At 41.6% G+C, this 13,464-nt stretch carries 11 protein-coding genes; 8 read left to right on the forward strand and 3 right to left on the reverse strand.

The genetic code is table 11. The features are described 5' to 3' along the window. Positions 1 to 276 precede the first annotated feature (276 nt). The 4 genes from AC3CH3_RS16925 (at position 277) to AC3CH3_RS16940 (ending at position 3,020) form a co-directional block, all read left to right on the forward strand. The gene (locus AC3CH3_RS16925; protein WP_050645810.1) at positions 277 to 753 is read left to right on the forward strand and encodes a hypothetical protein; all 477 of its coding nucleotides are present in this window, start codon (positions 277 to 279) and stop codon (positions 751 to 753) included. 284 nt (positions 754 to 1,037) lie between these two features. Next, complete coding sequence (locus tag AC3CH3_RS16930; protein ID WP_017064872.1) at positions 1,038 to 1,307, forward strand: PTS sugar transporter subunit IIB; 270 nt, start codon at positions 1,038 to 1,040, stop codon at positions 1,305 to 1,307. A gap of 10 nt (positions 1,308 to 1,317) precedes the next feature. Further along, positions 1,318 to 2,574 (forward strand): PTS ascorbate transporter subunit IIC, encoded by a 1,257-nt coding sequence (gene ulaA / locus AC3CH3_RS16935; protein ID WP_488538766.1) that lies wholly within the window; start codon positions 1,318 to 1,320, stop codon positions 2,572 to 2,574. Further along, positions 2,571 to 3,020 carry a PTS sugar transporter subunit IIA gene (locus tag AC3CH3_RS16940; protein WP_017070990.1) on the forward strand — a complete coding sequence of 150 codons (450 nt, stop codon included), beginning with the start codon at positions 2,571 to 2,573 and terminating at the stop codon, positions 3,018 to 3,020. The genes ulaA and AC3CH3_RS16940 overlap by 4 nt, the downstream gene beginning before the upstream one ends. 133 nt (positions 3,021 to 3,153) lie before the next feature. Here AC3CH3_RS16940 and AC3CH3_RS16945 read toward each other — a convergent pair whose 3' ends face one another. After that, positions 3,154 to 4,419, reverse strand: coding sequence for an HD-GYP domain-containing protein (locus AC3CH3_RS16945; protein ID WP_048608967.1), 1,266 nt, complete (start codon positions 4,417 to 4,419; stop codon positions 3,154 to 3,156). A 227-nt stretch (positions 4,420 to 4,646) separates the two neighbouring features. Here AC3CH3_RS16945 and AC3CH3_RS16950 point away from each other — a divergent pair, with 227 nt between their 5' ends. Continuing rightward, positions 4,647 to 5,183 (forward strand): GNAT family N-acetyltransferase, encoded by a 537-nt coding sequence (locus AC3CH3_RS16950; RefSeq protein WP_488538767.1) that lies wholly within the window; start codon positions 4,647 to 4,649, stop codon positions 5,181 to 5,183. Positions 5,184 to 5,314: 131 nt separating this feature from the next. On the opposite strand, the gene AC3CH3_RS16955 is transcribed toward AC3CH3_RS16950, so the two are convergent. Continuing rightward, positions 5,315 to 6,664 carry a sensor histidine kinase gene (locus AC3CH3_RS16955; RefSeq protein ID WP_488538768.1) on the reverse strand — a complete coding sequence of 450 codons (1,350 nt, stop codon included), beginning with the start codon at positions 6,662 to 6,664 and terminating at the stop codon, positions 5,315 to 5,317. Further along, positions 6,657 to 7,346 (reverse strand): response regulator transcription factor, encoded by a 690-nt coding sequence (locus AC3CH3_RS16960; RefSeq protein WP_029405609.1) that lies wholly within the window; start codon positions 7,344 to 7,346, stop codon positions 6,657 to 6,659. The genes AC3CH3_RS16955 and AC3CH3_RS16960 overlap by 8 nt, the downstream gene beginning before the upstream one ends. A 692-nt stretch (positions 7,347 to 8,038) precedes the next feature. Here AC3CH3_RS16960 and AC3CH3_RS16965 point away from each other — a divergent pair. From AC3CH3_RS16965 to AC3CH3_RS16975, 3 genes are all read left to right on the forward strand, one after another. Beyond that, the gene (locus AC3CH3_RS16965; protein WP_488538769.1) at positions 8,039 to 9,994 is read left to right on the forward strand and encodes a putative bifunctional diguanylate cyclase/phosphodiesterase; all 1,956 of its coding nucleotides are present in this window, start codon (positions 8,039 to 8,041) and stop codon (positions 9,992 to 9,994) included. Positions 9,995 to 10,244: 250 nt separating this feature from the next. Then, positions 10,245 to 10,724 (forward strand): type II secretion system protein, encoded by a 480-nt coding sequence (locus AC3CH3_RS16970; protein WP_488538770.1) that lies wholly within the window; start codon positions 10,245 to 10,247, stop codon positions 10,722 to 10,724. An 835-nt stretch (positions 10,725 to 11,559) separates the two neighbouring features. After that, the gene (locus tag AC3CH3_RS16975; protein WP_488538771.1) at positions 11,560 to 13,305 is read left to right on the forward strand and encodes an EAL domain-containing protein; all 1,746 of its coding nucleotides are present in this window, start codon (positions 11,560 to 11,562) and stop codon (positions 13,303 to 13,305) included. The last annotated feature ends 159 nt before the right edge of the window (positions 13,306 to 13,464 follow it).

Here is a 13,464-nt window from a genome sequence, read left to right on the forward strand (position 1 = left end):
TCGTCATTTCCGTGCTTCAAAACTGTAAACAATCTGTAGGGAGTTGAATTTGTAATGTTAAGTCTTTAAGTATGTGAGCGTAACCTCTCGGTTAATTCTGTGTGATTCTTACTGCTTTTCTGTGCTCTGCCTCATTTCCCGAGACTTCAAGATTCATCTTAAGTTTAGATGCGTATATACTTTGTGTGATCTCACCAAATAATTATCTATAAAATACCAATAGAGCTGATTAGATATAACAGCCATCGAGACTAAGAGAGGAAACACGTGAAGAAAATGGAAGCTCCGCACGACATGAACAATGGAGCTAGATTCAAAACAAATAGACACGGCTATGTGACAGTAGTTGAATATTATAATACCTATACTGTTATTGTCGCGTTTGAAAATACCGGAAATATCCGCGCTATTAGTGCGGCAAAATTACGTACAGGTCAACTCACCGATCGTTCTGTTGCGCCTGAATCAATTATGATTGGTGAAAAGGTTGAATCGGTTAAACACGGGATATTAACCATAACCCAAGTTGAATCTGAAAATATTGTCGTCCTGACCAATGCCAATAACGAAGAAATTAGAATGTTATTGCCTGCCGTACAGAAAATGAAAGATAAAACTGAAGAAGTTGACAGTGAAAATGTTACCTCGCCAAAACCAACCTCTCTTAGCCAACTGACTAAAAGAAATAAAAAGACCAAAGACGTTAATAGCATGCTTAAGAAAATGCTTACTGACTACGGTCGATACGATTAATTCTCTATTTTCTACAATAAAGCCTCTATAGATTTATATTCTGATATAAAAATTAATTAAGCCCGCCTTTCTCAATAAAATACGTTGCATATTCGAGTGAAAAGTTAAATTTGATCAAAGTCTCACTCTGGATCTTTACTACAAATTAACGAGATCTCCATCACAATCTCATTTTAGCTTTGTGATGAAGATCTTATTGAAATCTGAATATTTCCATTACTATGCTCTCACACAATAAGAGAACGAAGTTTCTCAACCCCTAAAATCCAATTGAGACAAATATTATGAAAAAGATTCTTGTAGTTTGCGGTAACGGCCTTGGTACTTCTCTAATGATGGAAATGGCAGTAAAAGAAGTCGCTAAAAAAATCGGTTTCGAAGCAGAAGTTGATCACGAAGATCTATCATCTGCAGCATCAAGCAATGCGGATATTTGGGTTGCAGCAACAGACGTTGCAAACCAACTAAAAGACGCTGGTAAAGAGAACATCATCAGCCTTAAAAATATTTTTGACAAAGCATCAATTGAAGAACAACTAAAAACTTTCATGTAAGGTCAAAATTATGCAAAACTTTTTCGAGTTCATGCTCGGCTTATTAAAAGAGCCGGCGATCATGGTAGGTTTAATTGCTTTTATTGGCCTAGTTGCACAAAAAGCAGATGTTTCTACCATTCTAAAAGGCACAATTAAAACCGTAATGGGTTTCCTAATTTTAGGTTTTGGTGCTGGTGCTCTTGTTGGCGCACTAAATAACTTCTCAGTTGTATTTACTGAAGCATTCGGCGTAAGTGGTGTTATTCCAAATAACGAAGCAATTGTTGCATTAGCACAAGAAGCATTCGGTTATGAAATGGCTCTAATTATGTTCTTCGCATTCGTTGTGAATATTTTATTGGCTCGTATTACTCCTTTAAAATATATTTTCTTAACGGGTCACCACACAATGTTCATGTCTATGCTGGTAGCGGTAATCCTGTCTACAGCTAACATCGAAGGCACTGCTCTAGTCGCAATCGGCTCGATCATTGTAGGTTCACTGATGGTTATCATGCCTGCACTTGCTCAGAAATACACAGAGAAAGTGATGGGTACCGATCAGCTGGCGATGGGTCACTTCTCAACGTTCTCATACTTAGTATCGGGTTACATTGGTAGCAAGTTTGGTGACACTTCAAAATCAACAGAAGACATCAACGTACCTAAGAGCCTAATGTTCCTGCGTGATACGCCCGTTGCTGTAGCAACAACAATGGCCATCTTCTTTATGTTTGCTTCAATTGTTGCTGGCGGTGACTTTGTTGAAACAGTATCAGGCGGTCAAAACTGGGTAGTATTCACCTTCATGCAGTCTCTTGTATTTGCCGGTGGTGTTTACATCGTACTGCAAGGTGTGAAGATGCTGATAGCTGAAATCGTTCCTGCATTCAAAGGTATCTCTGACAAACTCGTACCGGGCGCAAAACCTGCTCTAGACTGCCCTATGGTATTCCCTGTAGCACCAAACGCGGTACTTATCGGTTTCCTTTGTTCTTTCGCTGCTGGTCTACTAGCAATGACAGTTCAAGGCGCGCTTGGCTGGACAATCATTGTAGCGGGCGTTGTTCCACACTTCTTCGTAGGTGGTGCAGCAGGCGTTTACGGTAATGCGACAGGCGGTCTACGCGGTGCAGTTCTTGGTTCATTCACGCAAGGTCTGTGTATCTCTTTCCTACCAATGCTACTGCTTCCAGTACTGGGTGGCCTTGGTCTTGAAGCGACAACGTTTGCTGACTTCGACTTCGGTGTTGTTGGTCTTATCCTAGGGTGGATTGTTTCATGAGCTTATTCGATTTAATTGGTAACCAAGGCGTTATCATCAACTCTGAAGAAAACCTAACGGTTGATGCGGCAATTGATGTGACTTGTTCAACACTGCTAGCGAGCAACAAAATTGAAGCAAGCTATGTTGAAGCTATCAAGCAAAAGCATAAGGACATTGGCGCGTACTATGTTCTAGCACCAAAGATTGCGATGCCTCATGCTCGCCCTGAAGATGGTGTGAACGAAGCATCACTGCAAGTAACGGTATTCAAGAAGGGTGTTGATTTAGAGTCAGAAGACAACGGTGACGTTTACCTTTCGATTACTCTGGCAGCGATGGACTCAGATAGCCACATCCATACGATTATGGCGCTATCAGAGTTGTTCCAGAATGATGATGACATTGATGCCATCATCGCAGCGGAAACTGAGCAAGCGATCATCGAGATCTTAAAGCGATACTAATCTCGATCTAAAGATCCTGATAAGCCCCCATGAAAAAAGCGATAGCCTCGGCTATCGCTTTTCTGTTTCTGGTGCTTCGTCATTTCGACCGAGTATGAATTTAGGCATCACACCTCGAAAACATTTAATGGCGTTAAAACGCGTACATTCGTTTATCTGTTGATAATTCAAAGCAATATTGCGCGTGTTTATTAAGGCACTCAAACACTTCTCGATCCAACTTAAAATTATCAACGTGGTCCGTCAAAATAGCGAGTGTTTCTTCTAATGTCATACCTGCACGATAAGGGCGAGACTGAGTTAGCGCTTGAAACACATCCACTACAGCAACAATTCGACTGGGTTGATCCAACTCTTCAGCCGTTTTGCCCATTGGGTAACCCGAACCATCTAACCTTTCATGGTGATTAGATGCCCACTGACAAACCTGAGGTGAACTGAACAACTCCTGCAATGCGAATCGAGTGTCCGTTGCATGGCGTTTAATACAGCAATACTCTTCTTCAGTAAGTAAATCCGGCTTATGCAGAATGTCATTAGGGGTTTGCAGTTTACCGATATCATGAACCAACCCAGCCAGATAGAGTTTACGCTGAGTGGTGTATGAATAACCCAGCTGTTTGGCGAGGTATTCTGAAAGCTGCCCAACCTTCAAAGAGTGCTTAAAGGTAAACGAACTTTTGGTATCAACGACGTTGGCAATAAATTCGGCAAAGGCCACTGTTTCATCCAACGACATCTGTTGAGAGAAGAATGGCACAGGCTCAAAATTATCCCTCATGTTCTCGATGTATGGGATCTCCATAGAAAACCAGAAATCATCTAGGTCGACCAACTCACACATGTGTTGAACAAGGTTGGTTTCGAACATCTCATCGGCTTGTTCAGTCAAACGTTCAATGATGCTCGCTTTGCCATCGGGTGTTAGGTTTCCATAACGATCAGAAGAAGTTATGCCGTATAGATAATCCACTCTATCAGCAAGCATCACGATAGCTGCTAACTCTTTTTCTAACTCGCTGATATGAATAGCCTTTAGCTCAGACCACGGAGTATGGTGATAAAGAACCGGCTTAGCGAATATAGAAAGAACTGGACACTCTTTTAATATTTGGTAGCCCTTTTGACAATGGTGATAGCTTGAGTCAGGTACAAACCCAGACGTTAAACTGAGCTGTTCATCAATTTGCGAGACACCACAGTCGTGAATCAAGCCTAACGAAAACGCGAGCTGCGCTTGCTCTTCTTCCCACCCCACACTCAGAGCACATCGATACGCGATGTAGCCCACTCTCTGTCCATGATTTTTACTTTCGAAACCGACGTTATCAAGCGCCTTAGCAATACCGAATAGAGCCTTCCTTAGGTCCACGGTCACGTCCTGGCAATGTTGATTCATTATTTAAGCCTAGCATTTTTATAGTTTTTATATATTTAGGCCGTTAATACTAATGCATAGCTAATGATTATATACACAACTATTGTAAGGTTTAATGAGTTTCGTGATAGATCTAACGTATCACGAAAAATCCGTGCTACAAGTGGTTGCATATTAAAAATCATGCGACATTATAGCCTGCCGACTAAGATTCGCTTAAGTTAAGCAGCCATAAGAAAAGGAAAGACATGTTTAAAACGGTTATCGACAACGAACTCTCCATCGCATTGGTTGAAGAGAGCTTCGCTTCTCACTACGCGGAAATCTCACAAAGCCAGAGTGAGTACCTAAGCCAATGGCTCGTGTGGCCGCCACATTGTAAAACCGAGCAAGACTTTAGGCTCTTCATCCAACGCTCGCTACACGATTATGCGGAAGGGAAGAGCATGACTTGTGCAATCGTGTATCAAGACAAGGTCGTCGGTAACTGCAGTTTCAATACCATTGATCATGATAAGCAAAAGGTGACCATAGGTTATTGGTTATCTGAGACATACCAAGGAAAGGGGATTGTGACGCGCGTTGTCCAGAAGCTGATTGATATTGCTTTCAATGAGTTAGATATGGAAAAGGTCGAGATATCAGCCGCAACTGGTAACCAAAGCAGCCGTAAGGTTTGTGAGCGCTTACATTTCACGTTAGAAGGTATCATCACGCGTAACGAGAACTTGAATGGTCGCATCGTTGACCACGCTATTTATGGCCTTCATCGCTCTAAATTCTAAGCTCTAAGCTCTAAGCTCTAAGCAGTAGTAACTAAGAAGTCACTCGCTTGTGAATCGGAATATGAAAAAGCCACGGCATAAGTCCGTGGCTTTGTTATTTGACGAGCCTGAAAAGCTCTTAAAGCTCCAGCTTATGCGATCTTAGGAATCACGATACTGAATTTGGCACCACCATGGTTGCTGTCGTCGATTTTGATATCCCAAGAAAGCTTTTTAGCCGCCGATAGAGCAATCGCGAGGCCTAACCCCAATCCACCGGTGGTCGACGTTCTGCTTGAGTCTAGTCGAGAGAACGGAAGGAATACCTCATCACGCCTATTCTCTGGTATTCCAGAACCATTGTCTTCAATCACCACCAGCCAGTTTTCTGAGTTCTCATCTAACGTCATCCACACTTGGTCTTGTGTGTAATTACCCGCATTCTTGAGAACGTTATCGAACACCAAGCGTGCCATTGAGCAATCACACTTAATCTTGCACTCTAGCTGTACTTTAGATTCAAAGGTGGCATTGTCTAGTTTCGAGTAACGAATTCGGTCTAGGCAATACTCACGAAGATCGGAGGTCACTTTAACGAGCTCAAAGAAAGAGTTATCCATGACATTCAACTTCGACAGCATGATGATTTCTGACGTGAGCTCGTTGATATCCTCAATGTAGGTATCAATGTCATCGAAAAGAACCTGATGATTATCGGGGGCTCCCCTTCTTAGGATATCGGTCGCCAGTTGAATACGACTTAGCGGAGTTCGTACTTCGTGTGGGATAGCTTGAGCGAAAATATGACTTTGTTTTACTTTGCTTTCGATCTCTTCAGCCATGAAGTTAAAACTGCTGGCCAAATCAGAAACAGGATGGATGTCGTCCATGTCAGATCGAGTACTAAGCTTGCCCTTACCAAACTGTTTCTGCTTCTCGACGAGCAACTCTATTCTTTCTTGAAAACGCCTCACAGGTAAGTAAACACTTGCTCCAATCGCCACAATCACAGCCAACAACAGCCCTAACAAAAAGTGTCGTTCTGAGTCTTCGTACCATTCAATGTCATGAGAGAAAAAGTCCCCTACCTCACTGAACCCAAAACTGAATTTAGAGTTTGGTAGCTGAAACACGGCCGAATAGAGGTTGTCATCACTTAGATATATCGGCACACCGTTTAAGGTTGTGTATAACTCACATTGTTGGCAAGGCGCCTCGCCCGACCAATTCTCCAACAGGCGCAAATTGAAGATATAAAATTGTTGGTAGCCTGTTCTATCGAGCTCTTTATAGAGTGAGTTTTCTTGATTGTGTTGACGAACATACTGCTCCGCAAAGTAGATGCCATCATTGAGGAAGGTTTCGATCTCGGTGCGTCGCATGTGCCCCTCACCAAGGTTCAAGAACAAAAATATCGTTGCCGACATCCCAGTCACAATCCCAAGGTATAAGCGAGCAAACATCGAAACCGAGCGAAGCTTCGTAGCAATGAACTTACGCAACCAGCATGTACCCCTTGTTGCGAACCGTACGAATCAACTGTTTGTCTTTGGCGTGAATACGTAGCTTTCGGCGCAAACCAGACACTCGCATATCAATCGAGCGGTCGTTGAACGCGTAATCTATCCCTCTAAATAACTGACAGCACTGATCTCGAGTCACGACCTGACAGATGTTATTAACGAGAAGGTTTAAGATTTCAAATTCAGCAGAAGTAAGCTTAAGGTTTTGGCCGTAGAGCGTGGCACTTTGAGCAGAGCTGTTGATTACAATATCGCACTGTTTTTCAGCCGTAGTTTCTTGCGCAGTTGTTACGGGAGTCGCTCGACGCAATAACGCTTCAATTCGCGCTAACAAGGCATGGCCACGAATCGGTTTGGCAACGTAATCGTCCGCACCAAATTTAAACAAGCTGACCTCGCTCATTTCATCGGCGGAAGCCGTTAGCACTAAAATCATTCCATTGTAAAACTCACGGGCTTGACGGCAAATTTGCGCGCCGCTCATCCCTGGAAGCATCAAGTCCAACAGCACTAAATCAGGTTCAATACTGCGGATCGCTTCAAGTGCCAAGTTCCCTTCATGAACAACGCTAACATTGTAACCTTCAGCTTCGAGGTAAAGCGTCGTTAGACGAGCTATCTCTTGGTCATCTTCAACAATGAGCACTTTGGTTTTCGACATTCCTATCACCAGTATTTATTAAAAGCGAAGGCAGTATATATACTGGTCATAGATCATCAATGTTGGAATCAGAGCCCTACATTTACCGTACGCAAAACATAGTAATCACTTTTGTACATACACGTTTACAGAATAGAGAACCAACAACCGGTGCGCCTTGGTTTATCAAGGTTTCCTCCTTCAGAGCACATTATTTGCTGTGTTTTAATCGCCTACCACCCGCTTACATTTGCTTTATTTTCTTACGCGCACTTACATTTGATGCGTTTACAAAACCCAATCAAACCAACTATCCATACACCAATGATATAACAGTTAATAATACTGAAAAATCTCAATTTACTGGATAGAAAATTCAATATGATAGACTTACAAGCAAAGGTAATCGATTACCTAATCCTACGCTCAGAGCTTTCCATTTTTCATCGTGAGGTGGACTCTGTTAAGCAATACCTTATTAAAGTAACATTCACCCCATTAATAAATAGATTCAATATTACGCAATAATTACTTCCACAGGGCCTATTTTAAGATGAATAAAACGCTTTCACTGTTATTGACCACCACCGCTTTAATTTCAATATCGTCTTCTACTGACGGTTAGAAACCAGAATCCAATTTGATGCGCGACAACCGAACACACGATTTCGGTGATCGCTGTTCGACCAAAATATCAGTTCACCGAGTTCAATATGATGACAAGTTATCAACCTTTCGAGCATCTCCAGTGTCCAATTTGGATATATGACATTGATAATAAGAGAATAACTTGGGCAAACAGCAGCGCCCTTCCTCTATGGGAGTCTGAATCTCTATTTGAGCTGACATCACGTGACTTTAGTGTCGAGATGTCAAAAGCAATCGAAGCGACATTGGAAGAGTACCAAAGGCAATTTCTACGCAACGAAAGCATCAAGACATGGTGGAACTTCACTCCCAACTACATTTCGAAGCGTGCATTATGTCTGTTTTCTGGGATCCCATTGCACGATGGTCGAACGGGTATGTTGGTACAAGTCGTCGCTGAAGAAGGCAGTTTAAGGCACGACCTCGCTTGCTCTGATGGTTCAAACCTCTCCCTTCTATTTGATAAGTCGGGAAGCGTAGTAAGTGCTAACTCCGCGTTTTTTCACAACTACGGCTCACCGTTTAGCACCCTATCCGACTTCGTTTCAAGTGAAGAGACAGCAGCACAATGGCTGTTTACCGTGCGCAAAGGCCGAGAGATATTAGAAGAAGTCAGCTGCGAAATAGATGGCAAGACACACCATTTTGATGTGCAAGGAAAGTGGCTCTTTGATAAAAGCGAACTGCTGTTAAACCTAACCTGTACAACAAAGCAAAAAGAGAAACTGATAAAAGCCAGATACAACGCAGAACACGACTGTTTAACGGAGCTTTATAATCGCCGTGGGATCAGCAACCTTCTAGAAACCAGCATTGCCTATCGCTCACCGTTTGAATTGATGTTTGTCGACCTTGATGGCTTCAAATTAGTTAATGACACTTATGGGCACACTGTCGGAGACCAACTACTCAAACAGGTTGGTGAACGCCTTAAACAGTTGGTTGATGAGAAATGCATGATAGGGCGATTTGGTGGCGACGAATTCATTGTGATTGCCCACACCTGCCGAAATCAAAATATCCCACTACTTTGCTCTCGCATCATTGATGCCTTAAACCGAAGTTTCCATATCAGAGGCATCGGCAGTTTATCTGTCGGTTGCAGCATAGGTACCGCGCATTTCCCTGATAACGCGGTTGACCAAGAAACATTGCTAAAGCAAGCGGGTATGGCGATGCATCTTGCAAAAGCGAATGGTCGAAACCGCTTCCAAACGTTTACCCCAGACTTAGCACAAACCCTGCATCGCAAAGTGGAGATCCGCCACCGACTGGCACGCGCCATCGAAAACGACGATCTCAACCTTCACTACCAACCGATCATGAACACCAACAGCGACAAGGTAAAAGGGTTTGAACCCTTACTTCGATGGTCGGACAAAGAGCTAGGTAACATCGGCCCTGATGAGTTTATTAGCTTAGCGGAGGAGACAGGGCAGATTGTACCGCTCGGCAAATGGGTTCTTAACTCTGCACTCAAACAGCTATCTATATGGCAACGTGAGTTTGATAGTGAGTTGATGATGAGTATCAATATTTCGAGTATTCAGATGCACGCCACCTTTGCCGAGCAGCTATTAGCAATGTTGAACTTCTATAATATCCAACCTCAAAGCATCGCCCTTGAGATCACCGAATCTTCGATGATTTTCAAGCACGGTGAAGTCAGGCAAGCATTAAGCGATATTTCTAAATTAGGTGTTGAACTTCACCTTGATGACTTTGGCACAGGCTACTCGTCACTATCGATGTTGCATGACTTACCGATTAGCACCGTAAAACTCGATAAAAGCTTTGTCCACGGTTCACACAAAGGGAGCAAAGCGATTGTCCAAGCCACCCATGCTATCTGTGAAAAATTGGGGCTAAAAGTGGTTGCTGAAGGTGTCGAAACCGAAACGCAAAAAGCGTTCTTAATCGATTGTGGATACCAGTATCTTCAGGGATTTTTATTTAGTAAACCAATTCCCTCAAATGAAGTCGAAAGTCAGTTTTTGAGTTGTCGACAAATCTACAATTAAAGACTTATTTATCAATAAATTAAGTCGTTTGAATGCTTCCTAAACAATCGGCTGCTGTGGGTGTGCACGCTTACGTATGCTTACATAGCGTTTAACAGTAAGTAAAAACAATTAAATTATTGTTTATAAAGAAAATTACTTAGAAACTCAAACAATAAAACACCAAACTATTATACCCACTAACTGTAATGACTTTGGTATTTAGATTACCCTCATTCCGTCCCTTTAGCAGAGCAAATAATCGGTAACCATGAACAGACAAAACGGCTTCACTCTTTTAGAACTCATCATCTCTGTATTAATTTTATCGGTCGTTTCGGCGACAGCTATGGTCAAGTTCTTAGACGTTCAAGGAAGTGCTCGTGCGAGTAAAATACACGATGTGGCTGGTAACCTTCGCACGGGTATCGATATGATCTACGCGAAGTCAGCGATTGCTGGCGTTGAGGATGAATGCAACTATGTTGAAAAGACGGAGATTGAGACCTACTACGTCTGCCACGGCTATCCAATCGCCTATGTTGACTCACTAAGAAGACTACTCAATATCGACGCAACAGAGCTTCATGTCATCAACAAAGAAGTAGACTCTGGCAGCAATGCAGAAAGAGTAGCTGCCATCTCTTTCGACACCAAAAACTACACCTATTCGCCAGAAGGAGACTTTTGTCAGGTGCTTTACCAGCCAGAAAAAGAACCGCAAATCGTGGTGCTTGATGGTGCATGTTAAATACTCAACGATTGCACGCTTTCATAGTTAACACAAAGCCACCGCAACAGATCTTTGAATATCATGTGGTTATGCTAACATTTGCTCAAAAATAACACGAATTGATCTAACTTGTTGCTACTTACACTTTTAGGCAGTGCTCATGGTATAACACCAACCTCATTCATATCTTATTTTCATCACTAGCCGATGAATATTTACATGCACACATATTTGATACATATGTCAATGATAATCCCATTAAAATCCTTTAATCAACACCTCATGATAAACATCACCCTTTCCCTATTTTAAATATCCCATCTTAAAGTTTCATTATTTAAACTTCGTAATAGAATAAATTAAAGTCAATTATTCAACAAATATAATTAATTCTATCATTGATTAATTTAATTAAATCACAAAAACAATAAGCCGTTTAAATTATATTAATATCACATAAACTGACATAATTTAATTTTATCCTGAAAAATTCTGATAAATCTGACACATCGATAATCTGAATGAATACCATCAGAAGCTACATTAGAAACCTCTAAATCCAGTCGCTAAACCTACCGCGTAGAAGCTGTGAAATGGATAAATACCAAAACAAATGGATAAATCCCCTTTACCCCTTGTAAATCATTGGCTTTCATTTATAAATTCAACTTTTGGGTGAACATCTCCATAACCTTTCGTTAAAGCCCAAATTCTGCGATTAGTATCAACATCTTAAGAGAAAATGGTGACATTTTGGTTATATTATTTAGATCGAACTCTTGTGTTGAATGACAATCCCAGCCATCACATATCCATCACACAAATATAATAACTATCGCTTAGGAGTTGAGCTATGCACTGTTCTTTCAATATAAATAACAATAATGAGAGCTTGCAACTGATCTACAATGAAGAAAAGATATACATAAAAAGAGACAGCAATAAGATATCAGAGGAAACTCTTAATAATAAAGAGAGTTTTGTTTTCAAATACCTTATTGAACACTCGTCAATATCAAACCCTCAATCTGCACGAGATGTTGAAGAGTCTTTTAAATTACACTTTGATGAAGAGTTTAGTTTATACGCGTTAAAAAACATTATTGCTTCTATAAGAAAGAAATATCGAATCTTATGTAAAAAAGCGAAGGTAGATAATAATAGCGAACTTATCTCTAACCTTTATAAGGTAGGTTACTTTATCGATCTCGATAAAAGCTCAACCAACCGTATCGCACCTAAGTACGACATCAACCAGTTCAAGCCCAGCCAGTTCGGGATGTTGAAACTGATGTTCAACACCTATCATCGAGAGCTGCTCAAGGCTCTGATAGCCGTGTTCACCATCTCTTCCTTTTTCCTATTCGTTGTCTACTTTTTCCAAATCCTTTATACGACGAAGATTGCAGATGAATACAACGAAAACACCAAACATATTGTTGAAGAAATCATGCTCTATGGTTGCGATAACCAAGGGGCTGTGCACTCATTAAGGCATTCGCTCAACCTGGATTCTGTCATCATGACTACGTCTTATGGTTCATGTTATATCTCCAAAACACGATCGAAAATGGTAGACCTTGATCAAGTTGATGACTTTTACGATAGTGCCGATTTCGCTTATTCACGCTTCGCAGACACTAAGCATGACATTGACCTTACGGTGCGTATTTCTACACGCTCTATTGAAGCTCGATACAAAAACTCACTATTGCCTCTGTTAGTCGACTCGGTCTCGATCCAGAAGAATGGTTATTACATTCTGAAACTTGGTGAAGAAAGTAAAGCTATCTATCAAACACCACTGCCAACCGGCGCAACCATTACCTTTTACAGTGACGATATTGTCGTACTGTGGACTGCGCTTTCTCTGATTCTCGCCACACTGCTTTATCGCTCCTATATTCTGGGCTTTATGATCTACCTGTTTCGTTGGAAACACATCTCCTTTGAAGAAGAGCCCATCATCAACACCGAAGACAACAGCGTCCTGTATTACGAGTTGTTATCTCGAGTTCGTAACGTTGGCGTTTTAAGCTTCATCAACACCATGAGACGCACCAATTTACTCACCTTTCACACTATCTTGCTCATCGAGACGGTCAGAAAAGCCAAATTACACAACAGCCATGAGATCTATGGTGTCAACGTGTGTCCGAGCGCTTTGGTGGGGTCGAACTTCGCAAGGCTCAGAGAGCATTTGGCCGCGATGGAAGCGAATGAATTTGTCGTCGAGATTACTGAATATTCGAACATTGGCTATGGATGCGAGGTTATCGATAACATTAAGGATATCAAAAAGCTTGGTATCACTATCGCTCTGGATGACTTTGGTACAGGCAATAACAACATCGAAATCATCAATGTTATCTCTCCGGCCTATCTAAAACTGGATCGTTGTTTTGTTAAGGATATCGAGTCAGGAGAGCATCATCAGGGTGTATTGCTTAATATCTCTGAGATTGGACGCTTATCAAATATCACGATGATTTATGAAGGTGTCGAGACGCGCAGGCAGCAATACATCTTGTGTCAGCTAGGCTACAACTTACATCAAGGCTACCTATATAGCCGGCCCAATGACTCAGAGGAGCAATAGGCTCTGCCTAATAAAAATCTTGATGAGCAACCATTGCCTATTCAAATAATCATCGCTCATACAGCTGCTTGAAAGCCCACAAGGACGTAGGCTTCAAGTACCCTCCCCGCCAAACATGCTTTATCCAAAAATAAAGATATCCGATCCATTTTCATAAAA

The sequence above is a fragment of the Vibrio sp. QJM3NY_35 genome (genome assembly GCF_057785915.1).